At 64.1% G+C, this 24,424-nt stretch carries 29 protein-coding genes; 18 read left to right on the top strand and 11 right to left on the bottom strand.

All coding sequences use genetic code 11. From position 1 onward, the window contains the following. Positions 1-103 precede the first annotated feature (103 nt). The gene (locus EI171_RS35230) at positions 104-1,948 is read left to right on the top strand and encodes a bifunctional diguanylate cyclase/phosphodiesterase (RefSeq protein ID WP_161536039.1); all 1,845 of its coding nucleotides are present in this window, start codon (positions 104-106) and stop codon (positions 1,946-1,948) included. A gap of 382 nt (positions 1,949-2,330) precedes the next feature. Beyond that, on the top strand, positions 2,331-2,543 hold the full coding sequence (locus tag EI171_RS35225; RefSeq protein ID WP_028175381.1) for a hypothetical protein: 213 nt from the start codon (positions 2,331-2,333) through the stop codon (positions 2,541-2,543). Between the two features lie 20 nt (positions 2,544-2,563). Here EI171_RS35225 and EI171_RS35220 read toward each other — a convergent pair whose 3' ends face one another. Continuing rightward, positions 2,564-3,400, bottom strand: a complete 837-nt coding sequence (locus EI171_RS35220; RefSeq protein WP_028175380.1) for a universal stress protein — start codon at positions 3,398-3,400, stop codon at positions 2,564-2,566. A 213-nt stretch (positions 3,401-3,613) separates the two neighbouring features. Here EI171_RS35220 and EI171_RS35215 point away from each other — a divergent pair, with 213 nt between their 5' ends. Both EI171_RS35215 and EI171_RS35210 read left to right on the top strand, forming a co-directional pair. Continuing rightward, on the top strand, positions 3,614-5,155 hold the full coding sequence (locus EI171_RS35215; RefSeq protein WP_161536038.1) for a Do family serine endopeptidase: 1,542 nt from the start codon (positions 3,614-3,616) through the stop codon (positions 5,153-5,155). Between the two features lie 273 nt (positions 5,156-5,428). Next, entirely contained in the window at positions 5,429-5,791 is a 363-nt protein-coding gene (locus EI171_RS35210; RefSeq protein ID WP_028175378.1) for a hypothetical protein, read from the top strand. Positions 5,792-5,803: 12 nt separating this feature from the next. Here EI171_RS35210 and EI171_RS35205 read toward each other — a convergent pair whose 3' ends face one another. After that, the gene (locus tag EI171_RS35205) at positions 5,804-6,067 is read right to left on the bottom strand and encodes a DUF6496 domain-containing protein (RefSeq protein ID WP_161536037.1); all 264 of its coding nucleotides are present in this window, start codon (positions 6,065-6,067) and stop codon (positions 5,804-5,806) included. A 91-nt stretch (positions 6,068-6,158) separates the two neighbouring features. After that, the gene (locus EI171_RS35200; protein ID WP_028175376.1) at positions 6,159-6,353 is read right to left on the bottom strand and encodes a DUF3072 domain-containing protein; all 195 of its coding nucleotides are present in this window, start codon (positions 6,351-6,353) and stop codon (positions 6,159-6,161) included. A gap of 115 nt (positions 6,354-6,468) precedes the next feature. Between EI171_RS35200 and EI171_RS35195 the strand changes: the two genes are divergently transcribed. Together EI171_RS35195 and EI171_RS35190 are read left to right on the top strand one after the other, a co-directional pair. Beyond that, positions 6,469-6,690: a hypothetical protein gene (locus tag EI171_RS35195; protein ID WP_028175375.1), complete on the top strand. Its 222-nt coding sequence runs from the start codon at positions 6,469-6,471 to the stop codon at positions 6,688-6,690. A gap of 47 nt (positions 6,691-6,737) precedes the next feature. Continuing rightward, complete coding sequence (locus EI171_RS35190) at positions 6,738-6,914, top strand: hypothetical protein (RefSeq protein WP_246740332.1); 177 nt, start codon at positions 6,738-6,740, stop codon at positions 6,912-6,914. Between the two features lie 96 nt (positions 6,915-7,010). On the opposite strand, the gene EI171_RS35185 is transcribed toward EI171_RS35190, so the two are convergent. Further along, positions 7,011-7,247, bottom strand: a complete 237-nt coding sequence (locus EI171_RS35185) for a hypothetical protein (RefSeq protein WP_028175373.1) — start codon at positions 7,245-7,247, stop codon at positions 7,011-7,013. 96 nt (positions 7,248-7,343) lie between these two features. Continuing rightward, on the bottom strand, positions 7,344-7,613 hold the full coding sequence (locus tag EI171_RS35180) for a hypothetical protein (RefSeq protein WP_028175372.1): 270 nt from the start codon (positions 7,611-7,613) through the stop codon (positions 7,344-7,346). Between EI171_RS35180 and EI171_RS45950 the strand changes: the two genes are divergently transcribed. After that, positions 7,555-7,974 carry a hypothetical protein gene (locus EI171_RS45950; protein ID WP_246740331.1) on the top strand — a complete coding sequence of 140 codons (420 nt, stop codon included), beginning with the start codon at positions 7,555-7,557 and terminating at the stop codon, positions 7,972-7,974. The two genes, EI171_RS35180 and EI171_RS45950, sit on opposite strands and share 59 nt — an antisense overlap. Here EI171_RS45950 and EI171_RS35170 read toward each other — a convergent pair. The 3 genes from EI171_RS35170 to EI171_RS35160 all read right to left on the bottom strand — a co-directional run bounded on the left by EI171_RS35170 (position 7,971) and on the right by EI171_RS35160 (position 16,541). Then, entirely contained in the window at positions 7,971-9,461 is a 1,491-nt protein-coding gene (locus tag EI171_RS35170) for an HWE histidine kinase domain-containing protein (RefSeq protein ID WP_011085384.1), read from the bottom strand. The genes EI171_RS45950 and EI171_RS35170 overlap by 4 nt on opposite strands. A gap of 13 nt (positions 9,462-9,474) precedes the next feature. Beyond that, the gene (locus EI171_RS35165) at positions 9,475-15,762 is read right to left on the bottom strand and encodes a HAMP domain-containing protein (protein ID WP_161536035.1); all 6,288 of its coding nucleotides are present in this window, start codon (positions 15,760-15,762) and stop codon (positions 9,475-9,477) included. A gap of 269 nt (positions 15,763-16,031) precedes the next feature. After that, entirely contained in the window at positions 16,032-16,541 is a 510-nt protein-coding gene (locus tag EI171_RS35160; RefSeq protein ID WP_161536034.1) for a DUF4142 domain-containing protein, read from the bottom strand. A 95-nt stretch (positions 16,542-16,636) separates the two neighbouring features. On the opposite strand from EI171_RS35160, the gene EI171_RS35155 reads away from it, so the two are divergent. From EI171_RS35155 to EI171_RS35150, 3 genes are all read left to right on the top strand, one after another. After that, entirely contained in the window at positions 16,637-16,831 is a 195-nt protein-coding gene (locus EI171_RS35155) for a hypothetical protein (RefSeq protein ID WP_028175368.1), read from the top strand. Between the two features lie 108 nt (positions 16,832-16,939). Next, positions 16,940-17,071 (top strand): hypothetical protein, encoded by a 132-nt coding sequence (locus EI171_RS46490; RefSeq protein ID WP_256380402.1) that lies wholly within the window; start codon positions 16,940-16,942, stop codon positions 17,069-17,071. Positions 17,072-17,155: 84 nt separating this feature from the next. Then, positions 17,156-17,377, top strand: a complete 222-nt coding sequence (locus EI171_RS35150) for a hypothetical protein (RefSeq protein WP_011085387.1) — start codon at positions 17,156-17,158, stop codon at positions 17,375-17,377. Between the two features lie 143 nt (positions 17,378-17,520). On the opposite strand, the gene EI171_RS35145 is transcribed toward EI171_RS35150, so the two are convergent. Next, positions 17,521-17,781, bottom strand: coding sequence for a hypothetical protein (locus tag EI171_RS35145; RefSeq protein ID WP_028175367.1), 261 nt, complete (start codon positions 17,779-17,781; stop codon positions 17,521-17,523). Positions 17,782-17,954: 173 nt separating this feature from the next. On the opposite strand from EI171_RS35145, the gene EI171_RS45040 reads away from it, so the two are divergent. Beyond that, entirely contained in the window at positions 17,955-18,113 is a 159-nt protein-coding gene (locus EI171_RS45040) for a hypothetical protein (protein WP_165448144.1), read from the top strand. Beyond that, a complete protein-coding gene (locus tag EI171_RS35140) occupies positions 18,097-18,288 on the top strand; it encodes a hypothetical protein (RefSeq protein WP_060910906.1) in 192 nt (63 codons plus the stop codon). Before EI171_RS45040 ends, EI171_RS35140 begins: the two co-directional genes overlap by 17 nt. A gap of 222 nt (positions 18,289-18,510) precedes the next feature. Here EI171_RS35140 and EI171_RS35135 read toward each other — a convergent pair whose 3' ends face one another. Further along, on the bottom strand, positions 18,511-18,738 hold the full coding sequence (locus EI171_RS35135) for a hypothetical protein (protein ID WP_161536033.1): 228 nt from the start codon (positions 18,736-18,738) through the stop codon (positions 18,511-18,513). 135 nt (positions 18,739-18,873) lie between these two features. On the opposite strand from EI171_RS35135, the gene EI171_RS35130 reads away from it, so the two are divergent. Together EI171_RS35130 and EI171_RS45035 are read left to right on the top strand one after the other, a co-directional pair. After that, positions 18,874-19,248: a PRC-barrel domain-containing protein gene (locus EI171_RS35130; protein ID WP_161536032.1), complete on the top strand. Its 375-nt coding sequence runs from the start codon at positions 18,874-18,876 to the stop codon at positions 19,246-19,248. Between the two features lie 22 nt (positions 19,249-19,270). Next, a complete protein-coding gene (locus EI171_RS45035) occupies positions 19,271-19,429 on the top strand; it encodes a hypothetical protein (RefSeq protein ID WP_165448145.1) in 159 nt (52 codons plus the stop codon). 123 nt (positions 19,430-19,552) lie between these two features. Here the strand turns inward: EI171_RS45035 and EI171_RS35125 are convergent, their stop codons facing one another. Next, on the bottom strand, positions 19,553-20,017 hold the full coding sequence (locus EI171_RS35125) for a helix-turn-helix domain-containing protein (protein WP_161536031.1): 465 nt from the start codon (positions 20,015-20,017) through the stop codon (positions 19,553-19,555). Between the two features lie 161 nt (positions 20,018-20,178). Here EI171_RS35125 and EI171_RS35120 point away from each other — a divergent pair, with 161 nt between their 5' ends. From EI171_RS35120 to EI171_RS35105, 4 genes are all read left to right on the top strand, one after another. Then, a complete protein-coding gene (locus tag EI171_RS35120; protein WP_161536030.1) occupies positions 20,179-20,916 on the top strand; it encodes an SDR family oxidoreductase in 738 nt (245 codons plus the stop codon). 62 nt (positions 20,917-20,978) lie between these two features. Continuing rightward, positions 20,979-21,980 carry a nitronate monooxygenase family protein gene (locus EI171_RS35115; protein WP_011085392.1) on the top strand — a complete coding sequence of 334 codons (1,002 nt, stop codon included), beginning with the start codon at positions 20,979-20,981 and terminating at the stop codon, positions 21,978-21,980. A gap of 110 nt (positions 21,981-22,090) precedes the next feature. Continuing rightward, on the top strand, positions 22,091-22,510 hold the full coding sequence (locus EI171_RS35110) for a hypothetical protein (protein WP_161536029.1): 420 nt from the start codon (positions 22,091-22,093) through the stop codon (positions 22,508-22,510). Between the two features lie 313 nt (positions 22,511-22,823). Next, on the top strand, positions 22,824-24,389 hold the full coding sequence (locus EI171_RS35105) for an alkaline phosphatase (RefSeq protein ID WP_161536028.1): 1,566 nt from the start codon (positions 22,824-22,826) through the stop codon (positions 24,387-24,389). Positions 24,390-24,424 lie beyond the last annotated feature (35 nt).

The following is a 24,424-nucleotide window of genomic DNA, read 5'->3' as shown; positions in this document are numbered from 1 at the left end:
TGCTAGGTGTCTCAATCTGCGGTTCAGGAACGCGAGAGAGCGCGGGGATGCGGATCGAAGACATTTGCGGGCATGAGGCCCGCACGCGGCGTGGGGCGATGGCATGAGCATGCATCGCTTGTTCGCCGAGCAGCTTCGCTGTGCGACGGGGGTGACCGGCCAGCTCGATGTCGTCAAGCTGGGCGAGCTCGTCAGTGCGGCCTATGAGGCGAACGAACGCGACCGCCACCGGGTCATCGACGCAAGTGCGCACACGCACGATGAGGTCGAGCAAGATCTACTGCGGACCCGGGAGTTCCTCGACACCATCGTCGAAAACATCCCGATTGCCGTGTTTGCGAAATGCGCGAAGGATTCCCGCTACATTCTGCTCAACCGTGCCGGCGAGGACTATTACGGCCTGCCGCGTGAGCAGATGCTGGGGAGGACGCCCGAAGAGATTTTCCCGGCCGACGTCGCCCGCGTCGTCAGCGAACAGGATCGCCGGGTCGTGGACACCGGCGAGCCGATGTTCCTGGAGGGGCATCTGCTCGAAGTTGGTGTCAACGGTCACGATCGCGTCGTCAATTCACGCAAGTTGCTGATCAGGGATGGGAACGGTACGCCTCAATACGTGGTCGGTGTGATCGAGGACGTCACCGAGCAGCTCGCGAGCCAGGCACGCATCAGTCATCTTGCCCATCATGATGCCTTGACCGACCTGCCGAACCGCAGCGCCTTCAACGCGGAGCTGGACGAACGGCTGGAGCTGGCGCAGGAGGCGTTGACCAGTTTTGCGGTGCTCAGCCTCGATCTCGATCGCTTCAAGGAGGTCAACGACGTGTTCGGCCATCCCGTCGGCGACATGCTGATGCGGGCGGCGGCGGATCGCCTTGCCGCGGAAGCCGACGGCGCTTTCGTCGCCCGCATCGGCGGCGACGAGTTCATGATCCTGATGCCGGACAACGCCCGCCGCGAGGATATGCTGACGCTCGCCGAGCGCCTGGTCGAGGTCATAGGCAAGGAGCTCGAGATCGACGACTATCTCTCCCAGGTCGGCGTCAGCGTCGGCATCGCCGTCTATCCCGATGACGGCGTGGATGCCGCGACGCTGCTCGCCAACGCCGATTCCGCGCTCTATCGCGCCAAGCGCGAGGGCAGGGCCAGGGTCCGCTTCTTCGAATCCGAGACGGACCAGGAACTGCGCGATCGCAGGCTGTTGCAGCACGATCTGCGTCAGGCGCTGGAGCAGAACCAGTTCCTCGTCCACTTCCAGCCGCAAGCGCGGATGGATGGCGAGGTCATCGGCTTCGAGGCGCTGCTGCGCTGGAATCACCCGACGCGGGGCTTCGTGCCGCCGGACCGGTTCATTCCGCTCGCCGAGGAGAACGGGCTGATCGTCCAGATCGGCGAATGGGTTCTGCGCGAGGCTTGCCGCGAGGCGGCATCCTGGCCGCGGCCGCTGCAGGTCGCGGTCAATTTTTCACCGGTCCAGTTCCAGGCCGGCGACCTCGAACGCTCGATCCACCAGATCCTGCTGGAGACGGGGCTTGCGCCGACGCGGCTCGAGGTCGAGACCACCGAGGGCGTGCTGATCGGCGACTTCACCCGCGCGCTCAACCTGCTGCGGCGGTTGAAGGCGCTGGGAATCCGCATTGCGATGGACGATTTCGGCACCGGCTACTCCTCGCTGTCCTATCTCCAGTCGTTTCCGTTCGACAAGATCAAGATCGATCGCAGCTTCATCTCCAACCTCGAGGCGACGCCGCAATCGGCCGAGATCGTCCGCGCGGTCCTGAGCCTCGCGCACGCGCTGAATATCCCGGTCATCGCTGAAGGGGTGGAGACGGAGGCGCAGCGTGCCTTCCTGGCGCGCGAGGCCTGCGAGGAGATGCAGGGCTATCTCGACCTGATCGAGCGCTATCTCGACCTGATCGGCGTGACCGTGGAACGCCGCCTCTACGCCTAGCCATCGCCGCCAGAAACGAAATGAGCCGCCGGTTCCATGCCCGCGCGGCTCCAAAGTCGCAGGCTGCGTTGATAGCGTAGCCTTGGTGTACCGCCGTTACCTTGTTTGCGGCCATACGCAAAAATTTATACGCGCGATAAGGACGTCCGGCTGTGCTTTGCCTCACACATGCCGTAACTTTGTGGCTGGGTCCGCATTGAGCCGTGCCAAGAACAATCGCCAAACAATTGTAAAGTTTGCGCCAAAGCAAAGCGGCCGCGTTGCAGCACAGGTTAACATTCCCGAGACTGACCGGCATTGCGCAGAAAATGTTTCGCACAAGTGCAATGCCCCTGACGCAAACCGGAGAAATAAGCCGGGTGTGACCGAGAGGGAGATTCTCATGGAGAACGTACGTCGCTACCGGGCGCTTGCGTCCCTCTGTCGCCAGCAGGCGGCCTATCGGCCGCTCCAGAACTGGGAACTCCTCGGCCAGGCCGAACATTTCGAATACCTCGCCGAGCTCGCGCTGAAGGCGCATTTCGATGCGTGCAATGTGCAACGCGACGAGGACGCCACCGCAACCGCTGGATGGGAGACCCCCGCTGCGGCTTGAGAGCGTCGGGCCGGCTTCGGTCAGTGCGACATCAGCGTCGGCACCGTCATGGCTTCCAGCATGGCGCGGGTGACGCCGCCGAGAACGCGCTCCTGCAATCGCGAATGGCCGTAGCCGCCCATCACCAGGAGATCGAGGCTCTCGTCGGCCGCCAGCGACAGGATGGTCGGCTGAATCTCGGAGCGGGTCGCTGACAGGCCGACCGTGCGGGTCGAGAGCCCGCGCCGGCCGAGATGTCTTGCCAGATTGCCTGCCGACACTTCGCCGGGCACCGTGTCGGCTTCGTTGATCGTGATGATCACGATCTCTTCGGCGCGGGCCAGGAACGGTGCGGCGTCGCGCATCGCGCGGGCGGCGAGCCGGCTGCCGTCCCAGCAGATGCCGATCCGGTTCGCCTTGAAGGCGCCACGGAAGGTGTAAGGCAGGAACAGCACGGGGCCGCCCGCGTGGAACAGAATCTCGCGCGGCAGGTCGTTGTCGAACGAGCCTTGCTCCGGATTCGGCTGAAGTACGATGCTGAGATCGTGCAGTCGCGCCATCTCGCCGAGCGAGCCGGCCGCGTCCGCCGGAATCGCGCCGATCGGGCGGCACGTGTAGGAAATGCCGGCGTTCGCCGCTTCGCTTCCGAACACCGCGAGCGCGGCCTCGGCCCGCTCAACTGCCCGCTCGCGTTCCAGTTCGAACACGGCCGCCACGGCGGCCCCGCCCTCCATGACATAAGCCGCGCTGGTTGCGACATAGCCGACCGCGACCGCGTCGAGATGGGCGTTGAAATGCGCCGCGAGCGAGATCGAGCCGTCGATCACGGGACGCATCGGGCGCTCGGTCGGGACGTGGACGAGAATATCTTTGTACATGGCGCGCCTCCGATGGACATCATTCGGTGCCCGCAGTCTTTCACCGCGCGAAGGGGCGGCGTTGAGCTGCATCAAATGTGCAGCCCCGATTTTTGGCCCGGCCGCTGACCGCACCAACTTTGCCAAGATTTAATCGCGCGGACGGGACACCGTAAGGTCGCGGCGGCCATGTTGCGTGCAAGGCGACACCTGACCCAACATGGACATTTCGACATGAATGACCGCGTCAATTCCGACATCACCACGTCCCGCAGGATCTTGAAGCCGCGCCGGCTCGCGCTGCTCGGCACCGTGGCCGCGCTTGGCGTGGCTGTGCTGGCGGCATCTCCCGGCTCTTCGCTGCTCGGCGTGACCTCCTTCATCGCGTCGGCCCAGGCCGCGGAAAGCGCTGCGACTCCGCCGGGCTTCGGCGACCTCGTCGCCAGGGTCAAACCTGCCGTCATCTCGGTGCGGGTCAGGATCGACCAGGACAACGACAAGAGCGCGATGCTGCAACAGAACCGGATGGATTCCGACGAGGACGCGCCGTTCGACCAGTTCTCGCGGCAGTTCGGCTTCCGCCTTCCGGGTGGCATGAACGGCATGCCGCGCCAGCGTCACCAGATGGTCACGGGCGAAGGCTCCGGCTTCTTCATCTCAGCCGACGGCTATGCCGTGACCAACAACCACGTCGTCGACCACGCCGAGTCCGTGCAGGTCACCATGGACGACGGGACGAGCTACACCGCGAAGGTGGTCGGCACCGATCCGAAGACCGATCTCGCGCTGATCAAGGTCGATGGCAAGAAGGACTTTCCCTTCGTCAAGTTCTCCGACCAGAAGCCGCGGATCGGCGACTGGGTGGTCGCGGTCGGCAATCCCTTCGGCCTCGGCGGCACCGTGACCGCCGGCATCGTCTCGGCGAGTGGCCGCGACATCGGCAACGGCCCCTATGACGACTTCATCCAGATCGACGCGCCCATCAACAAGGGCAATTCCGGCGGCCCGGCCTTCGACATGAGCGGCAACGTGATAGGCGTGAACACTGCGATCTTCTCGCCGTCGGGCGGTTCGGTCGGCATCGGCTTCGACATTCCGGCCACGACCGCAAAGCTCGTCGTCGCGCAGTTGAAGGACAAGGGTGCGGTCACCCGCGGCTGGCTCGGCGTGCAGGTGCAGCCGGTGACATCAGAGATCGCCGACAGCCTCGGCCTGAAGGAGGCGCGCGGCGCGATCGTCGACAATCCGCAGGACAATAGCCCGGCGGCAAAGGCCGGCATCGAGGCCGGCGACGTCATCACCGCCGTCAACGGCACCGCGATCAAGGACTCCCGCGATCTCGCCCGCACCGTCGCCACGCTGGCGCCGGGCACGTCCGTGAAGCTCGACGTCTTCCACAAGGGCGCGAGCAAGACGGTGACCCTCGCGCTCGGCGAGCTGCCGAACGAGCGGCAGGCTCAAGGCAAGGCCGACGAGGGCAAGGCGCAGCCGGGCAACGGCACGCCGCGCCTCGGGCTCAGCCTGGCGCCGGCCGGCGACGTGCAGGGCGCCGGCCAGAAGGGCGTCGTCGTCACCGAGGTCGATCCGCAAGGGCCGGCGGCGCAGCGCGGCATCCAGACCGGCGACGTCATCCTCAATGTCGGCGGCAAGCCCGTCGCCAATGTCGGCGACGTCCGCGCCGAGCTGGCGCAGGCGAAATCGTCCGGCAAGAACAGCGTGCTGTTGCAGATCAGAAGCGCGGACGCGACCCGGTTCGTCGCGGTGCCGCTCGCGTAAGTCGAGCTCCACCAGCGCAAATCCAAAAGGGCGGCCTTCGGGCCGCCTTTTCTCGTTTGCATCCGGGATACCAACAGCCCGCCGATAACATTCTCGTTAACGGCAGCATTGGTGACGGGTTCGTCCGAAAAAGCCGCGTTCGCTCGTCAGAGTTCGAAATCGCGTGTCGCCTTGGCGGCAATGAAGACGCCAAGGCGAGCTGCTAGAGTGGAACTTCGGACGTCCGGCCGTTTTGTGGAACCGGCCGGCGGTTCGTATTTGATCGGTGCCGACATGGATCGATTGAAGCTCTCGCTGAGATGTGCGCTGCTCGTGGCGCCGCTCGTACTGTCGGCTGGAAGCGCCCTGGGGCGTGATGACGGCCGCTACGCCGATTCGCCGCTCAAGCCCTGGTTCGACAGTCTGCGCAGCCATCTCGGCCCGTGCTGCTCGGATGCCGACGGATTTGCCGTCTCCGATCCCGATTGGGAATCGCATGACGGGCACTATCGCGTCCGCCTCGATGGGCAGTGGGTCGATGTGCCCGATGAAGCCGTCATCACCGAGCCGAACCGCGCCGGTCGCACCATGGTGTGGCCGGTGAAGACCGCATTTGGCATCTCGATCCGCTGCTTCATGCCGGGCAGCATGATCTAGCGCCGATTGCCACTACCGCTTGGCGGATTTGCGCTTGGACTTTTTCTTGGCCGTCTTCTTCTTGGCGGTTTTCTTCGAGGCCTTTTTCGGGACCTTCTTGCCTTTCTTGCGCGCCTTCGACAGGCCGATTGCGATCGCCTGCTTGCGGCTCTTCACGCGTCCGCCGCGACCACCGCGGCCGCTCTTGGCCGTGCCCTTCTTGTAGCGCCGCATTTCGCTTTCGACATCGCTCCCGGCGCTGCGCGAGTAACGGCGCTTCTTTGCCTTGCGTGCCATTCAGATTCTCCCTTGGCCGGGAGAAAACCATTCGACACAGGCATGGTTCCGAAGGCGCGCCCACAACGTCCGGATGCGCGACGCAGCCTGGCTAGAAGGAATTCGCCAGTTCGATCTCCGCCTCGAGCACCTGGATGCGGCGCGCAGCTTCAGTGAAGGACAGACCCCGATCATATTGCGTGGGCTGATAGGCCTCCTCGCTGAGCCGCTTCAACCTCAGGCCTTGTGCCCGCGTCATCTGCTCCGCGAGGAAAACCCTGGCGTCGTATTTACCTTGAACCTGCATCTGGCCTCTCCGTTCTAAAATCGTGACTTGACTATATGTTCTTATTTTGTTCTAACAAGTCATGGACAACAGAATTAATGAAATTCGACGTAAGATCAGTGCCTTGAGGCTGGAAATGGCCGATGTCGAGGCGTCCGTGCGCGAGCTCGTCGACCGCGATCGCGACTGCACAGAAAAGGCCCTGGCGCAGATGGATCTGCGCCGGAAAATCAATCTGCTGATCGGCGAATGGAAGGCGGCTGGTGGTGGTGATGTCCTGCCGGATGTTCGCGATCGTGTACGTCTTCGTTCCCTCAAGAAAGCCGCTGATCCCGTGCGCGCAATCGTGCGTCGCTGAGACATTTGGGAGCGTGCCGTGGAGGAAGACCCGGCACGTACCGGATCTTGAGACTGCGCGCCGAGATCCTGGAGCTGGGGTCCGCGATCCGGCAATTGCAGCGTGAGGGTCTCGACGACGCTGCGGCCCAGCTTCTGATCGCGCGCAAGCGGGCGCGGCTCGACCATCTCGTGAAGACAAACTCCGCAGGCGGCCCGAACATCGCCGACATCCGGCGCAGCTAAAGGCGTGCGCCGACGATGTGGCGTGAGAAGGATTGTATCGAACAGCAAAGCAAGAAGGCCCCGCGATCACGGGGCCTTCGATGAACGGCGGCGAGTCTACTTGGTGTTGCCAGTACCCTTGTTCGTCATGGTGCCGCCCTGATCGGAGCCGGGACCGGAGCCGCCCTGACCGGAAGGATCGGCGCCCTTGGATTTCGTGTTGGCGCCCGTCGTCTGCGAGGACGACGTCGAGGATTCATGTTTCGCCTTGTGCGACTTCGCCTGTGCGGCGAACGGGGCGGCGGCGATGCCGGTTGCCAACATCACGGCGAGGGCGAGCTTGGTCGTCTTCATGCGCAGGAACTCCCTGAGTTAAAATGACGCAGGCAGCCAACTGCCATTCGCCGCAGGAGTTCCCGGCAAAGCAGCCTCGCGGGTTTCACGCGCGCTTCAAAATTCCTTGTCCTCGGCGATGATGAACACGATGCCCGTGAGCATCGCGCCGATCGCGAACGTCGTCACCAGCGTGACGACGAAAACGGCCGCGGCCGAATCTCCGCCATGGTTCAGCAAATTTGCCACCGCCGGGTTGGACAGAATGAGCACGAGACCGAAGGCGAGGCCGATCGCCGCGCCCATCATCGCGTGCGTCAAGAGCGTGATGATGCCGGAAGGAGAGATCAGCCTTGGCGACTTTTTCGGCGACTTTTTCGCGCCCATGGAACCGCCCTCGATCTTGCATGCAACGCAGCCGGCGATTGCGGGTTCCATCCGCATGAACGATTTGTCACGTCGGGCTTCATCCGACGTTCATGCCCACCTTGCGACCATGGAGCCCGCCAACACGGGAACATTCGATATGGGTAAGGTTGTCTTTCTCTATCGCTCGCTGGCCTATCGAAACGCGGCCGCCGACATGCTGCGCAAGGCGCGTAAACTGCCGCGCGGTGCCGAGCGAAGCGCGGCCCGCCGCTATGCGATGGCGTTACGCGATCTCGCGCAAACGGAAGCCTGGCTCGAAGGGCGCATCGCCCATGAACCTCGGCCGGTGCGGCGCATGAAGGTCGCCGCGTCGGGTTAACCCGACGCGCGCTGGAGCGCGAGGGAGGTGGTGCCCTCGAACTTGCCGTGCGCGGCGCCGGTTGGGGTCTTCCGGGTCAACGGCACTTCAAGGCGGCACAACAGGCCTTCGGCGCGCCAATCGAATTGCGCCTTTCCGCCGAGCTGGGACTCGACGCTCGCAAGCAGGCTCCGCGTGCCGAAGCCGCGAGATTTCGGCGTCCTCACCAGCGGACCGCCGGATTCCTCCCAGATCAGTGTGAGGTGATCCTCCTCGACCTGCCAGCCGATCATGAGCCGGCCCGACCGCGTCGAGAGCGCGCCATACTTGGCCGAGTTGGTGAAAAGCTCGTGCAGCGCGAGCGCCAGCGTCTGGGCGGTTGCCGGCAGCAACTGAACCTCGGGCCCCGCCAGCTTGATCTGGCCACCGAGCGAGTAGGGCGCGAGCTCCTCGTCGATCAGCTTCGAGAGTTCGGCGCCCTGCCAGCTCGACAGCGACAGGATCGTATGCACGCGCGCCAGCGCGTTGATGCGTCCCTCGACGGCGTTGACGTAGGCCTTGACCTCGTCGGCACGGGTGAGACGCACGATCGATTGCGCCAGCGCCAGCGCATTCTTGGCGCGATGATCGACTTCCCGCGCCAGCAGATTTTGCCGCTCCTCGGCACGTTTGCGCTCGGTGATGTCCACGGTGACACCGCTCACGCGCACCACGCGGCCGCTATTGTCGGCGGTGGCGGCAGCCGTGCCGACACACCAGCGCACATCGCCGTCGGGCCGCACAATGCGGAATTCCGTCTCATAGGCGCGTGTGCCCTTGCTGAATTCGGCGATCGCCTTGCGCAATTGGTCGACGTCATCGGGATGCAACAGTGCCTGAACGTTGGCCGGATTGACCTCGAAGCTCTCCGGGCTCACGCCAAAGATGCGATACTGCCCCTCGTCCCACATCCAGTCGCCGCTGACCCAGTCCCAGTCCCATGATCCCATCTTGCCGGCGGCGATCGCCATGCTGCGACGCTCTTCGCTCTCGCGCAGCTTCGCCGTGGAGTTCTCCAATTCCGCGGTGCGTGCACGGACACGGTCTTCGAGATCGTGGTTTAGCCGTTCGAGCTCGCGGGTCTTCCGGTACAGCTCGGCAAACACCTTGACTTTGGCGCGCAGCACCTCCGGCACGACCGGCACCGGAACATAGTCGACCGCACCCATCTCATAGCCGCGCAACCGGTCGATGTCGCTCACCTGAATGGCCGAGATGAAGATCATCGCCGTCTTCTGGAAACGCGGATGCTCCCGGATCATCGCCGCGAGCTCGAAGCCGTCGAGCTCGGGCATGCAGACGTCGACCAGGATCACCGCGATCTCGGTCTTGAGCAGAACCTCCAGCGCCTCGCGGCCGGACGAGGCGATCACGAGGTTCTCGCCGAGTTCCTTCAAGATCACCTCATAGGCGAGCAGCTTGGCCGGCTGGTCGTCGACGAGGAGGATGTTGACCTTTTCGTGGTCCATTCGCGCATCCAGCTCAGCGGTGCAGCCACATGCGGATCGCAAGCAGCAATTGATCGGTGTTGACGGGCTTGGCGAGGTAGTCGGACGCGCCGGCCTCCAGGCATTTCTCGCGGTCGCCCTTCATCGCCTTGGCGGTCAGCGCGATGATCGGCAGGCGCAAGAAGGCCGGGTTCTCGCGGATCACGCCGATGGTCTGATATCCATCCATCTGAGGCATCATGATGTCCATCAGGACGATGGCGATTTCCGGATTGGACTCGACCAGCGTTACCGCCTCTCGGCCGGTGGTCGCCGTCAGCACCTTCATGCCGCGCCGTTCCAGCACGCTCGACAACGCGAAGATGTTGCGGGCGTCGTCGTCGACGAGCAGCGCGGTCTTGCCGATCAGGTCCTCGTCGGAACTGTTCAGCTTCTCCAGCATGCGCTGCTTCTCGACCGGCAGTTCCGTGATCACGCGGTGCAGGAACAACGCGGTCTCGTCGAGCAGGCGCTCCGGCGATTCTACGCCCTTGACCACGATGCTGCGCGCCATGGTGTGGAGCTCGGCATCTTCCTCCGCCGAGAGCTCGCGGCCGGTGAACACCACGACCGGAATGTTCGAAAGTGCTTCGTCGTGACGGATCTGGTCCAGCACCTCGAAGCCGCTCATGTCCGGCAATCTCAAGTCCAGCACCACGCAGTCGCAGGGCGCTTCGCGCAGCGTCGAGAGTGCGCCTGCGCCGGTGTCGGTCGTCACGATCTCGATGTCGTCGTGATGCAGGAGCTCGCGGATCGAGAGCCGCTCGGCCTCGTTGTCCTCGACGATCAGCAGCCGCTTGCGTCGCGGCCGCGCATATTCCTTGATCTGCGTTAGCGCGGCCGAAACCCCTTCGGTCGTCGTCGGCTTGTTGACGAAGGAGAAGGCGCCGCGCGCCAGCGCATGCTGGCGGTCCTCGTCGAGCGTGATGATCTGCACGGGGATGTGGCGCGTCAGCGGATTGTGCTTGAGCTGGCTCAGCACGGTCCAGCCGAGCATGTCCGGCAGGAACACGTCGAGCGAGACCGCTCTCGGCTGGTATTGCTTGGCAAGTTCCAGCGCCTCGGCACCGCGGGCCGCAACCAGCACCTTGAAACCCTTGTCGCGTGCGAGATCGACCAGCACGCGTGCGTAATGCGGGTCATCCTCGACGATCAGGAGGATGCTGTCGCCGGGTTCGAGGTTGAGGCGGTCGTCGGGAAGCTGCTCGATGACGCGCTGCTCGGGCGCCGTCGGTTGCAGCGCCGGCGGCTGGCTGTATTGCTGTGGCGTGGCGCGCGGCGCAAGTGTCGGGCCGGAATATTTCAACGGCAGATAAAGGGTGAAGGACGAACCCTTGCCCGGTGCGCTGCGCAGATGGATTTCGCCGCCGAGCAGGCTGGCGAGCTCGCGGCTGATGGCGAGGCCAAGGCCGGTGCCGCCGTATTTGCGGCTGGTGCCGGCGTCGGCCTGCTGGAAGGCCTCGAAGATCAGCTTCTGCTTCTCCAGGGGAATGCCGATGCCGGTATCCGACACCTCGAACGCGATCACGGCCGGCGCGGAGTTCAGCACCGGGTGATCCGTGCCCCACCCCCCGAGCGCACCGCCGACCTTCAGGCGCACTTCGCCTTCGGCGGTGAACTTGAAGGCGTTGGAAAGCAGGTTCTTCAGGACCTGTTGCAGGCGCTTGGAGTCGGTGACGATGCTGCGCGCGAGGTTCGGGTCGACGTCGATTTTGAATGACAGGTTGCGGTTTTCCGCCTCGTGCCGGAACGGCCGCCCGACGGTTTCGAGCAGGTTCGCGGTCAGGATTTCCTCGGCGTCCACCGTCACCGTGCCGGACTCGATCTTGGAGAGATCGAGAATGTCGCTGATGAGGTTGAGCAGGTCGGTGCCGGCGCCGTGGATGGTGCGGGCGAATTCGACCTGCTTGGCCGAGAGGTTGCCGTCCGGGTTGTCGGTGAGCTGCTGTCCGAGGATCAGGATCGAGTTCAGCGGCGTGCGCAGCTCGTGGCTCATATTGGCGAGGAATTCGGACTTGTACTTCGAGGTCAGCGCGAGCTCGGTCGCCTTCTCCTCGAGCGCGCGGCGGGCCTGCTCGATCTCCTGGTTCTTGCGCTCGACCTCGACGTTGCGCTCGGCGAGCTGCTGCGCCTTCTGCTCGAGCTGGTCGTTGGTCTGCTGCAATTCGCGCTGCTGGGTCTGAAGCTCGCCGGCCAGCTGCTGCGACTGCTTGAGCAGGCCTTCGGTCTGCATCGTCGCCTCGATCGAGTTGAGCACGATGCCGATGGAGTCGGTGAGCTGCTCCAGGAAGGTCATTTGCGAGGTCGTGAACGAGGTCAGCGAGGCGAGCTCGATCACGGCCTTGACCTGGCCCTCGAACAGCACCGGCAGCACCACGAGGTTCTTCGGGGCGACGCGGAACAGCGCCGAGTTGATCGGCACCACGTCGGAGGGAATATCCGCGACCACGCGCGGCCGCCTGTCGAGCGCGCATTGGCCGATCAGGCCGTCGCCGAACGGCAGTACGCGCTGGTAGGGGTAGATGCCGTCGCCGGCGTAGGAGGCGAGCAGCAGGAGCTGTGGATTCTCCTCGTTCTCGACCTGGTAGATCACGCCGGTATGCGCGTTCACCAGCGGCGACAGTTCGGTCAGCAGCAGCCGGCCGACGGTGGCGAGGTCGCGCTGGCCCTGAAGCATGTTGGTGAATTTCGCGAGGTTGGTCTTCAGCCAGTCCTGCTCGGTGTTCACGTCCGTCGTGAGACGGAGGTTCGTGATCATCGTGTTGATGTTGTCTTTCAATTCCGCGACTTCGCCGCGGGCGTCGACCTGGATCGACCGCGTCAGGTCGCCCTTGGTCACGGCGGTCGCCACTTCCGCGATTGCGCGCACCTGCGAGGTGAGGTTGGCCGCCAGGAGGTTGACGTTGCCGGTGAGGTCCTTCCAGGTGCCGGCCGCACCGGGCACGTTGGCCTGGCCGCCGAGGCGGCCCTCGACGCCGACCTCGCGCGCCACCGACGTCACCTGATCGGCGAAGGTCGCGAGCGTCTCGGTCATGTTGTTGATGGTGTCGGCGAGCGCCGCCACCTCGCCCCGCGATTTCATCGTCAGGTTCTGCTTGAGGTCGCCGTTGGCGACCGCGGTCACCACCTTGACGATGCCGCGCACCTGCTCGGTCAGGTTCGCAGCCATCAGATTGACGGTGTCGGTGAGGTCCTTCCAGGTGCCGGCAACGCCGGGCACCGCGGCCTGACCGCCGAGCTTGCCTTCGGTGCCGACCTCGCGCGCGACGCGGGTGACTTCACCGGCGAAGGCGTTGAGCTGGTCCACCATGGTGTTGATGGTGTTCTTCAGCTCGAGGATTTCCCCCTTCACGTCGACGGTGATCTTGCGCGACAGGTCGCCGCGGGCCACGGCCGTGGTCACTTCGGCGATGTTGCGGACCTGCGTGGTGAGGTTCGCAGCCAGGAGGTTGACGTTGTCGGTGAGGTCCTTCCAGGTGCCGCCGACGCCGGGCACGACGGCCTGACCGCCGAGCCGGCCCTCGGTGCCGACCTCGCGCGCCACGCGCGTCACTTCGGCGGCGAAGGAGCGGAGCTGCTCGACCATGGTGTTCAGGGTGTCCTTGAGCAGCAGGATCTCGCCGCGCACGTCCACCGTGATCTTCTTCGACAGGTCGCCGCCGGCGATCGCGGTCGCGACCTCGGCGATGTTGCGGACCTGGGCCGTCAGGTTCGAGGCCATGAAGTTGACGTTGTCGGTGAGGTCCTTCCAGGTGCCGGCGACGCCGGGCACCTCGGCCTGGCCGCCGAGCTTGCCTTCGGTGCCGACCTCGCGCGCGACGCGTGTCACTTCGCCGGCAAAGCCGTTGAGCTGGTCCACCATGGTGTTGATGGTGTTCTTCAGCTCGAGGATTTCGCCGCGCACGTCGACGGTGATCTTGCGCGAGAGGTCGCCGCGCGCCACGGCGGTGGTGACCTCGGCGATGTTGCGGACCTGGGCGGTGAGGTTGCCCGCCATCGAGTTCACGCTGTCGGTGAGGTCCTTCCAGGTGCCGGCGACGCCGGGCACGTTGGCCTGGCCGCCGAGCCGGCCCTCGGTGCCGACCTCGCGCGCCACGCGCGTCACCTCGCCCGCGAAGCGGTTGAGCTGGTCGACCATCGTATTCAGCGTGTCCTTGAGCTGAAGGATCTCGCCGCGCACGTCCACCGTGATCTTGCGCGACAGGTCGCCGCCGGCGATCGCGGTTGCGACCTCGGCGATGTTGCGGACCTGGGCGGTGAGGTTACCGGCCATCGAGTTGACGCTGTCGGTGAGGTCCTTCCAGGTGCCGGCGACGCCGGGCACCTCGGCCTGGCCGCCTAGCTTGCCTTCGGTGCCGACCTCGCGGGCGACGCGCGTGACTTCGCCGGCGAAGGCGTTGAGCTGGTCCACCATGGTGTTGAGCGTTTCCTTCAGCTGAAGGATTTCGCCCGACACGTTCACGGTGATCTTCTTCGACAGGTCGCCCTTGGCCACGGCGGTGGCGACTTCGGCGATGTTGCGGACCTGACCCGTCAGGTTCGAGGCCATCGAGTTGACGCTGTCCGTCAAATCCTTCCAGGTGCCGGCGACGCCGCGCACCTGGGCCTGGCCGCCGAGCTTGCCTTCGGTGCCGACCTCGCGGGCGACGCGCGTGACTTCGCCGGCGAAGGCGTTGAGCTGGTCCACCATGGTGTTGATGGTGTCTTTCAGCTCGAGGATCTCGCCGCGCACGTCCACGGTGATCTTCTTCGACAAGTCGCCGCCGGCGACCGCCGTCGTCACCTCGGCGATGTTGCGGACCTGTGCGGTCAGGTTCGACGCCATCGAGTTGACGCTTTCAGTGAGGTCCTTCCAGGTGCCGGCGACGCCGAGCACGTTCGCCTGACCGCCGAGCCGACCCTCGGTACCGACCTCGCGCGCGACGCGCGTGACTTCGCCGGCGAAGGCGTTGAGCTGGTCCACCATTGTGTTGAGCGTTTCCTTCAGCTGAAGGATCTCGCCGGACACGTTCACGGTGATCTTCTTGGAGAGGTCGCCGCCGGCGATGGCGGTGGCGACGTCGGCGATGTTGCGGACCTGCGCGGTCAGGTTCGACGCCATGAAATTGACGTTGTCGGTGAGGTCCTTCCAGGTGCCGGCCACACCGGGCACCTGGGCCTGGCCGCCGAGTTTGCCTTCCGTGCCGACCTCGCGTGCGACGCGCGTCACTTCGGAGGCGAAGGAGTTGAGCTGGTCCACCATGGTGTTGATGGTGTCCTTCAGCTCCAGGATTTCGCCGCGCACGTCCACCGTGATCTTGCGGGACAAGTCGCCGCGCGCCACGGCGGTGGTGACGTTGGCGATGTTGCGGACCTGAGCCGTGAGGTTGCCGCACATCGCGTTCACGGAGTCGGTGAGATCCTTCCAGGTGCCGGCGACGCCGGGCACGATCGCCTGGCCGCCGAGCTTGCCGTCGGTGCCGACCTCGCGCGCCACGCGCGTCACTTCGGAGGCGAAGGAGCGGAGCTGGTCCACCATCGTGTTGATGGCTTCCTTGAGCTGAAGGATCTCGCCGCGGACGTCGACGGTGATCTTCTTGGACAAGTCGCCGTTGGCGACCGCGATCGTCACCTCGGCGATGTTGCGAACCTGGTTGGTCAGGTTGTTCGCCATCGAGTTGACGCTCTCGGTCAGATCCTTCCAGACGCCAGTCACCTCGGGCACCTGGGCCTGGCCGCCGAGCTTGCCTTCGGTGCCGACCTCGCGCGCCACGCGCGTCACCTCGGAGGTGAATACGCCGAGCTGCTTGATCATGGTGTTGACGATGTTCGCCGACTGCAGGAATTCTCCGCGGAGCGGACGGCCATCGACGTCGAGCTTGACGGTCTGGAGCAGGTCGCCTTGCGCCACCGCCGCGACCGCGCGGGTCACCTCGCGTGTCGGCCACAGCAAATCGTCGATCAGCGTGTTGACGGAGCCTTCCATGTCGGCCCAGGAGCCGGAGGCGAGGCCGAACTTCACACGCTGCCGGGTCTTGCCCTCGCGTCCCACCACCTGGCCGACCAGCTCGAGCTGCTGCGCCATGCGCTGGTTGGCGGCGATGATTTCATTAAAAGTGTCGGCGATCTTGCCGTCGATGCCGAGATAGTCGCCACTCATACGCACGGAGAAATCGCCGCTACGCATGGCCTGTAAGGCGAGGAGCAATTCCGGCCGGGAATCGGGCTCCGACGTACCGTTGATTTTTGGCTTTGGGACGCGACGACCGGAGCGTGATGCAGATCCGGGATCGAGGTCGCTCATACTGATTCCCCCGCAAGCGTCGGCCGAATCTTAGGCGTGACGCAATTAGTCAAACTAGAGCGTCAGCCTAATTCGAAATCAAGCGCCAAGGTTGCGGCGCGAGGAAATGGAACCTGCTTTGCTCAGCCCGACCACAGCAACGAAGAAAAAGCCGATTGGTTCCAAACGGTTCCAAAAGAATTTTGCGCCAGTTCGCCGCCTCTGCTGGCACTTGCCTGCCAATCGGCGGGGCGGCACCACGGGCGGCGGCGGACGAAGGACGAAAGGGGCTATTTGTCTGCCATCGTCCGCTCAGCATCCTTCATCTGCGAACGCAGCACCGGCAGCTGGCCGTGGGCAAAGGCGGCCAGTGCGGCGTTGTCGGGAGCTTTGAGATAGTGCTCGAGCAGGCCAATGGTGGATTCATATTCAGGGATCTGCGCGGCATAGAAGGTTCGGACGTAGGCCGGTCCGTCCGAATTGTCTGGCTCGGCGACGCCTGTGCTCGCCGTTGTCTTGCCGACGCGCGGCTCAGCGCCGATCGCCTCTTGTATGTCCTTCAACGCTTTGTCGCGTTTCGCCGCTTCCTCGGCGCGCAGGGCGGCGAGGTTCTTCATCTCCGCGTTGCCCTTCAGGTCGGTGCTTTCCAGCAGGCCCTGCTGGAAGCGGCTGAACGCGTAGAGGCCGTTGATGACATCGGTCGCCGTCGGCACGCGTTCGCCCGGCCTTCGCTCGCCGGTGCTATCGGCAAGCGCTGCGGTGCTGATGAACATCAGGATGATCGCGACAAGAACTCGCATCGATATCAATGACCGATGGCGTGCAAGGTTCCCTGAACGTTACGATCCGGTAAGGGCGGTTGCGACGCGACAGTTCCGTCCCCACGTCATGATTCATGAAACAGTCTGACATTTACAGGGACAACGCCGACAACTGCTTGCAACTCGCCGAGCGGGCGGAAGGGCAACCTGCCTATAAGCGCTATTTGCGCATGGCAGACGCCTGGACCGCGCTCGCGACAGAACAGGACTGGCTTGATGGCGAAATTCCGCCCGTAACGACCCGTGCCTCCCAAAAGCAGGATGCATAGGCGCTCTCGTTTGGGTGTGACGCCGCGCACGGAATGCAAGTGACCAATCCAGGATCATTCGGGAACAGTCAATCGCGTTGATTTTCGATTCCAGAAGGAGATTTTGCAATGGCTCCGCGTCTTGCTCTTCTTTCACTCATTCTCGCTTTTGGCGTCTCGGTGGCGTTCGCGACGGTGACGACGGTGCGGCAGGTGCATATGGAGAATGCATCGGCTGCGGTGCATGCGGCGCATAGCTAGCGCCGCGGCCTCTCGCCTGAACCGGAACATTCGACGCGCCGGTGCGTAAGCGCTTCAGGACATCTGGAGAAGCGAGAGGACATCATGGCGCATTCCGACCACGGTATCGTCAGGGATCAGCGCGCGGAGGATCAACCGCGCGACAAGCAGCGCGCGCAGACCGCGCACAAGACGGGCTCGCACAAGACGGGCTCGAAGGGCTCGCCGTCGCGTGAGGCGACCCGCGATCCCAAGCTCAACGACAACAACAAGACGCCTGGATCCGGCGTGATGCCGGACGATTCCGGCGACGCCCCGACAGGCTAGTTCTCGCAAGGAACGAATCCCTGCGCGAAGAGTCGACGGATTGCTTCCGGTTGTCATGCCCCCGGTGCGCCGGAAGCAATCTCCAAGGACGGCCCTGGCACCCCACTGTGCCGGGGTCGTTTTGTCTTGCGAGGTCGATCGAATCAATCCTCGGCGTCGTTCTCGGATTTTCCCGGGGCGTGTCCGTCTGGCCCCCGGCCAAATACACCAAACTCGCTTGATTTGACGCCCGTTGACGGGTCGATGCTCGTCTCGATGCCCGCGGCTGCGAGTCCGAATTTGAGCAGTTCGCGTACCGCTGCGGCACGCGTTGGCATGCGGTGCTTGAACCGGAAATCATCCACTGCGGCCAGCTCTTCCGGGGAAAGCATGACTTGGAGCCGCTCGGCGCGAAGGTCGTTCATGGTCAATCACGCAAATTGAGCAAGATGAGTAATTTGCTAAACCGGCCAACTTGCCGCGAGTTCCACAGGAGTCCAAAAAAGCGCCATTTGAGCAATATAGTCTAAATAAATCAATAGGTTAGTTGAAACGATTCGCGCGGAGGCGCATTCTCATAGGGAAAGGGAGATGCGTCATGACGGACGAGGTCAGGTTACCCCGCAAGCTTTCTGAGGAACGCGAAGCACAAAGGCCGGTGCGTCCAAGCCATCAGAAGGTCATTGAGCAAGTCGAGCGCTGGGCCAACAGCCCGGGCCTGCAACCCCCGAGGACGGACGATGCGAAGACGGTCTGAGCCCCACACATTCGCGCAACGTCTCGACGCGCACAGGCTACGGCTCGAGCATGAGCTTGCGAGCTTGCCGGTCGGCGTTCAGCGCGATTCCGTTGCCGCGCGCATCGAGCAGCTTCAGACCGCGGCCGAGATGTTTGAATTCCTGATGCCGCGGGAAGCTCTGGTGCCTCGCTGACCGCGGCCGGCATCAGGACGTTGAGCGTCGGGAAGCGATGTGAAGCTTTCGCCTCAGCCACCAGATCGACACGGAGACCGCGGCCCAGGTTGCGACGGCAGCGACGAATGCGCCGATGGTGCCCACCCAGCGATGAAGCGCAGGACCTGTTCGGTCATTGCCGTGCCCGCATCCTGCGCTTGTGGATCGGTTTCGCCAGCGTCCATTGCCGCAGCAGCCCGGCTAGTCGGCCGGATTGCGGCCGGTACGCGGATTGATGGGGTCGGTCGGCTTGCGCCGCAATCGCTCCGGCAGGAACGGTTCTTCCGGCGAGGCCGACGGCGCTGACCGTACGTCGGCATGGTGCAGCGCACGCTCATGCGGTGTCTGGGTGGAGTTGATGTGCCGCTTCACGTCGAGCCCATCGACGGGATCGTTGACGCCGTGCTGGATGTCGCGAAAGTCGCTCATGGCTCATTTCCTTTAAAGACTCAGAGAACCGCTCGTTTCCGGCGATGTTCCTGGTGAGTCGCCGGACCGAACCCAATTTGGAACGATCACAATCGGAACCGGTTGGTCCACGCACTGGCTGAGTGGAGAAATGAGATGTTGAATCAACGCGAATTGGACCGCAGCGAAATGGGCCGGTTGATCGGCAGCGACAGGGTCGAGGGAACGTCGGTCTATGGCGCGGATCGCAACAAGATCGGTTCGATCGAGCGGGTGATGATCGACAAGATCAGCGGCAAGGTGTCCCACGCGGTGCTCGGCTTCGGTGGATTTTTGGGCGTCGGCAATGACCACTATCCCTTGCCTTGGCAGTCCCTGAAGTACGACACCGATCTCGGTGGCTACGTGACGGGGGTTACAGCCAAGGAGCTGCAAGGCGCGCCGAAATATGGTGAGCAGAGCGATTGGAACTGGGGTGACGATGCGGCGGTTCGCGGCATCAACTCCTACTATGGCGTTCCCTTCGCGTAGGCCCCGCACCAGAGGAGATCCGATGAGCAAGGAAAAGCCGACCGACGATCCCCGTCATCAGAACGATTGGGGATCGCACGCCCAGACGGACAAGCCCTGGAAGGGAAATCCGGAGAAGGAGCAGCGATCGGGCGAGGCGAAGCCGGATCTGGAAAAATGGCAAACCACCAAGACGCACTGACCAAGGTGCGCCGAGGCTGAAAGTATCACGAATGAAGCGCGCGGCATCGCACCGCGCTTTCGCCCGTGATCGTCAACCGTGCCGATGATCTCACGGCGGCAGTGCTGCGCGCGCCAGCGCCGCTCAGTCCACCGTTTCCCTCCGCCCGGGCCCCGCATGCACATGCACCTGCTTTGCATGCAGCACCTCGCCGCACTCCGAGCACACCATCACCGGGTCGAACAGCTTGCCGCAAGTTTTGTGCTCATGCAGCACCGGGCGACCGCGCTCGTCGCCCATGTGGGTGTCGCCCCAATGCACCATCGCCATGATGATCGGGTAGAGGTCGAGGCCCTTCTGCGTCAGGATGTATTCGTAGCGCTTGGGCGCCTCGGAATAGGGGACGCGGCGCAGGATGCCGAAACGGACCAGCTTCTTCAGCCGCTCCGACAGAAGATGCCGTGTGATCTGGAGCGAGGATTGGAATCCCTCGAACCGTCGCACGCGCAAAAAGCATTCGCGCAGGATCAGAAGCGTCCAGCGGTCGCCGACCACGGCGACGGTGCGGGAGAGCGAGCAGGACTCTTCGTCCAGCGTGTCCCACTTCATGATACGGTCTCCGACGCAGGCGTAGTAAGTCAGAAAAAGGAACTGACTTGAATGATCAGTGCAATTTGCACATGAGACTAGCATTCTGCCTCGCAATTTGACAGTTCTATTTTAGAACTATAGCCTTTGCTCCAAACATATCCGCACCGGAGGAGGCGACCTTGTCCAAGCGAAACGCGACAGCTGCCGTGATCGGGGCCGGCGATTTCATCGGCTCCGAAATCGCGAAGAAATTCGCCGCCGAAGGTTTTTCGATCTTCGCCGGGCGCCGCAACGGCGACAAGCTCGCGCCGCTGGTGAAGGACATCGAGGACGCCGGTGGCGAAATCCACGCGCGCTCGCTCGATGCGCGCAAGGAGGAAGAGGTCATCTCCTTCCTCGATGACGCCGACAAGCACGCGCCGCTGGAAGTTTGCATCTTCAACGTCGGCGCCAACGTCAATTTCCCGATCCTCGACACCACCGAGCGCGTGTTCCGTAAAGTCTGGGAGATGGCCTGCTATTCCGGCTTCCTGGCAGGCCGGGAAGCTGCGCGGCTGATGCTTCCGCGCGGCGGCGGCAAAATCTTCTTCACTGGCGCAACGGCCTCCTTGCGTGGCGGCAGCGGCTTTGCCGCGTTCGCCAGCGCAAAGTTTGGTCTGCGTGCGGTGGCGCAGGCGATGGCGCGCGAGCTTGGGCCGAAGAACATCCACGTCGCCCATCTCATCATCGATTCCGGTGTTGACACCGAGTGGGTGCGGCTGCGCCGGCTCGAAGCGCTCGGCCCGAACGCGCTGGACAATCCCGACCTGCTGATGCCGCCGTCGGCCGTGGCCGATTCCTATTGGCAGCTCTACCAGCAGCCGAAGAGCGCTTGGACATTCGAGATGGAGATCCGGCCCTTCGGAGAGAAATGGTGACCGCGGCACGAGACTGCGGCTAGACTGATCCCAAGCAAACCGAAATCCGGGAGGAAGCCTACGTGAAGACCGCGATCACCGAACTGTTCGGCATCGAGCACCCCATCATCCAGGGCGGCATGCATTTCGTCGGCTTTGCCGAGCTGGCTGCCGCCGTCTCGAATGCCGGCGGGCTCGGCATCATCACCGGCCTCACGCAGAAGACACCGGAGCTGCTGGCGAAAGAGATCGCGCGCTGCCGCGACATGACCGACAAGCCGTTCGGCGTGAACCTCACGTTTCTGCCGGCCTTCTCGGCACCGCCTTATCCGGAATACATCGCGGCCATTGTCGAAGGCGGCGTCAAGGCGGTGGAGACTGCGGGTCGCAGCCCGGAACAGTATATGCCGGCACTTAAGGCGGCTGGCATCAAGGTGATCCATAAATGCACGTCAGTTCGCCATTCGCTGAAGGCCGAGCGGATCGGCTGCGATGCCGTCAGCGTCGACGGCTTTGAGTGCGGCGGCCATCCCGGCGAGGACGACATTCCGAACATGATCCTGCTGCCGCGCGCGGCAGAGGAATTGAAGATCCCGTTCGTTGCCTCCGGCGGCATGGCTGACGGGCGCAGCCTCGTCGCGGCGCTGTCGCTGGGCGCGGCCGGCATGAACATGGGCACGCGCTTCATCGCGACCAAGGAAGCGCCGGTGCATCAGAACGTGAAGAACGCGCTGGTCGCCGCCACCGAGCTCGACACCCGTCTGATCATGCGGAGCTTGCGCAACACCGAACGCGTCCTGAAGAACGCCAATGTCGATCGTTTGCTCGAGATCGAGCGCGAGAAGGGCGACAAGCTCACCATTGACGACATCCACGACCAGGTCGCGGGCGTCTATCCCAGGATCATGCTGGACGGGCAGATGGATGCGGGCGCCTGGAGCTGCGGCATGGTCGCAGGCCTCATCCACGACATCCCCTCCTGCAAGGAACTCGTCGATCGCATCATGAGTGAGGCGGAAACCATCATCCGCGGCCGCCTGATGGGGTTCCTGGACGGGACGGGTGCGACACGAAAGGTCGCCTGAACACCGCCGAACTTCTTAACCACGGTGGGACTTGACCGCTGGAATTGCGCGCGAGGCTTCCTAAATAGGGGCAAATTACCCCTTTAATAAATCAATTTCAGGAGGCGTCCGTGGTCCTGAAGAGCGTTCATTTTGCTGTTGCCGTTGCCCTCGTGCTCGCATGGGGCGGCGCATCGCGCGCTGATGACTATAAGCCCGATGAATATTTCGGTCTCGATCTGTCCAAGGCGGTGTTGTCGCCGAAGCGGCTCGGGCCGGAGACGCGGTTCGCACCGGTCGCGTTAGAGGCCCGCGGCGGCAACGAGGCGCAGGCCCGTGCCGAGCCGGTTGACGTGCCGAAGAAGGTCGCGGCCGAACGCGTGCACGTGGCCGAACCGAAGGCCGCGCACGTCAAGGCCGCGCAGCCGCGTGGTGCGGCCCGGACCAAGCTCGCGCATCGCCACGGCAATCCGTTGGATGCGCAGGCGAGGGATACCCGCATCCAGACCTGGCCTTGCCGCTCCGGCGGCATCTGCAACTGGCAGCGTTAGCCGCGACGACGCGCCTTCTTCACCTCGCCCCGCTTGCGGGGAGAGGTCGGATTGCGAAGCAATCCGGGTGAGGGAGTACAGGTCTATCGATGATCTCACCTGTGGAGAGAGGCCCCTCACCCCAACCCTCTCAGGGCGAGCAAAGCTCGTCCCGACCCCGTAAGAACGGGGCGAGGGAGCGCACCGCGCTCGGGGCTGCATCTCACCCGTCATCCCCGCGTCGCAAAACCGTCGGCGCGGAGTCAAGAAACCGTAAGGGTAGGAGTCAAGGAGCGCAGGCACCTTCCGTCGCGATTCGACGAAGGTCTCCTGAATGGCAACGCTCCGCGCCCCGCGCGCATGGACCCGGCGGCAATTCCTGGTCCGCTCCACCTCCGGCCTCGCCTTGGCCGCGCTCGCAAAGCCATCCATCAGCCGTGCCGCCGACCGCCCGCGGATCGCCGGCGGCATCCAGTCCGGCGACGTCTCGGACGGCTCCGCCGTGATCTGGGCGCGCGCCGATCGGGCCGCGCGCATGCAGGTGGAATGCTCGACCGTCGAGAGTTTCAAGACCATCATTGCCGCGGCCTCCGGCGACACGCGGCCGGACGCCGACTTCACCTCGAAGCTGCTGCTGAGCGATCTGCCGCCGGGGCAGGACATCTTCTATCGCGTCCGCTTCGATGACATCGCGACCGGCATCGCCGGCGAAAGCCGCGTCGGCCATTTCCGCACTGCGCCGGCCGCAGGGCAATCGATCTCGTTCCTGTGGTCCGGCGACACCGCGGGGCAGGGCTGGGGCATCGACATCTCGCGCGGCGGCTATCGCAGCTATCGCACCATGCTCGACAATCGCCCTGACTTCTTCATTCACTCCGGTGACCATATCTACGCCGACTGCACGATTCCATCCGAGCAGAAGCTGCCGAGCGGCGAGACCTGGCGCAACATCGTCACGGAGGAAAAATCGGAGGTCGCGCGCACGCTGGCGCAGTTTCGCGGCAACTACAAATACAATCATCTCGATGCGCATTTTCGCGATTTCCACGCGAATGTGCCGATGTTCGCGCAGTGGGACGATCACGAGGTCACCAACGACTGGTCACCGTCCGGCAGCTATGACGAGGCCGGATATGAGGACGACGGCACGCCGCGCCTGGTCGCGCGCGCCCGCCGCGCCTTCTTCGACTTCATGCCGATCCGCGACATCGGCGCACGGCAGGGGCGGGTCTATCGCAAGATCGCTTACGGTCCGCTGCTCGACGTCTTCATGATCGACATGCGCAGTTTTCGGGATGAGACCTGGAACAAGGGCGCCGACCATCGCGGCTGGATTCTCGGCGCCGAGCAGCTGGCCTGGCTGAAGCGGGAGCTGGCCGCCTCGCGCGCGACCTGGAAGGTGATCGCCGCCGACCTGCCGATCGGCCTGATCAGTCTCGATGCGGTCGCGCTCGGCAATGGGCCGCCTGATAGACGCGAGCACGAGATCGCCGATCTGCTCGGCTCCATCAGGCGCGCCGGCGTGCGCAACGTCGTCTGGCTCACCGCCGACATGCACTACACCGCCGCGCACTACTACGATCCCAACAGGGCGCAATTCCAGGACTTCGAACCGTTCTGGGAGTTCGTCTCCGGCCCGCTGCATGCCGGCACCTGGGGCCCGGGCGAACTCGACGACACTTTTGGTCCGGTCGCGATGTACCAGAACGGATGCAGCGAAGCGCAGGGCGAGAACCTCGCGCCCTGCTTCGGATTGCAGTTCTTCGGCCGCGTCGACATCGATGGCGCGAGCGGCGTGATGACCGTGACGCTGAAAGACGTCGACAACCGCGACCTCTGGTCGGTCGACATCGTGCCGCAGTCGCAGGCGCGCCCGGCCGTGGTCGCGCAGCATTCGTGAGGCCGGTTCGTCATGCCCGGGCTTGTCCAGGGCAT

It is taken from the genome of Bradyrhizobium sp. LCT2 (assembly GCF_009931255.1).
GTDB lineage: Bacteria > Pseudomonadota > Alphaproteobacteria > Rhizobiales > Xanthobacteraceae > Bradyrhizobium > Bradyrhizobium diazoefficiens.
Note: the sequence above shows the minus strand (reverse complement) of the source record. Positions and strands in the feature narration are given on the sequence as shown.